Source organism: Arthrobacter sp. 2RAF6, from assembly GCF_052115205.1.
In the GTDB taxonomy this organism is placed as follows: Bacteria; Actinomycetota; Actinomycetes; order Actinomycetales; family Micrococcaceae; genus Arthrobacter.
In genome coordinates this window covers 1-1,120 of the sequence record NZ_JBFRGF010000096.1, presented here as the reverse complement: position 1 = coordinate 1,120, position 1,120 = coordinate 1, and the positions used below count along the sequence as shown (strand labels likewise).

Annotated in this window: 1 protein-coding gene; it reads left to right on the top strand. The window is 68.1% G+C overall.

Going from position 1 to position 1,120, the window contains the following annotated elements; all coding sequences use genetic code 11:
* Positions 1–1,120 (top strand): AMP-binding protein (locus AB4Z38_RS25605; protein WP_441432321.1); only part of this gene is annotated, 1,120 nt, incomplete at both ends.

Below are 1,120 nucleotides of genomic sequence, written 5' to 3'. Positions count from 1 at the left end.
AGGCCCTGGACTGGTCGGACCCGCCGTTCGCGAAGTGGTTCGTCGGCGGGAAGATCAATGCCGCGTACAACGCCCTGGACCGGCATGTGGAGAACGGGCTCGGTGACCGGGTGGCGATCTTCTTCGAGGGCGAACCCGGCGACACCCGCTCCTACACGTACGCGCAGCTCACCGAAGAGGTCAAGAAAGCCGCCAACGCGTTCGAGTCCCTCGGGGTGGCCAAGGGTGACCGGGTGGCCGTGTACCTGCCCATGATCCCGGAAGCGGTGATCACGATGCTGGCCTGTGCCCGGATCGGGGCCGTGCACTCGGTGGTGTTCGGCGGCTTCTCCGCCGACGCCCTGCGCTCCAGGATCGATGACGCCCGGGCCAGGCTCGTGGTCACCGCGGACGGCACCTACCGGCGCGGCAAGCCCAGCCCGCTCAAGCCCGCCGTCGACCAGGCCCTGGCCGCCCCCGGCCATTCGGTGGAGCATGTSGTGGTGGTCARGCGCAACGGCGAAGACGTGGACTGGCACGAGGGCCGGGACCGGTGGTGGGAGGACACCGTCGGGACCGCCTCGGTCGAGCACACCGCGCCCGGGCATGATGCCGAGCACCCGYTSTTCATCCTGTACACCTCCGGGACCACGGGCAAGCCCAAGGGCATCCTGCACACCACCGGCGGGTACCTGACCCAGACCGCGTACACGCACARGGCGGTCTTCGACCTGCACCCGGAAACGGACGTGTTCTGGTGCACCGCCGACGTCGGCTGGGTCACCGGGCACTCCTATGTCGCCTACGCGCCCCTGGTCAACGGCGCCACCCAGGTCATGTACGAAGGCACCCCGGATTCCCCGCACCAGGGCCGCTGGTGGGAAATCGTTCAGAAGTACAAGGTCTCCATCCTCTACACCGCCCCCACCGCGATCCGGACCTTCATGAARTGGGGCAAGGAGATCCCGGGCCGGTACGACCTCTCCAGCATCCGGGTCCTGGGCTCGGTGGGGGAGCCGATCAACCCCGAGGCCTGGATGTGGTACCGGGACGTCATCGGCTCCAACGCCGGCAACAACGGGGAAAAGAAGGAACACCCTGCCCCGATCGTGGACACCTGGTGGCAGACCGAGACCGGCGC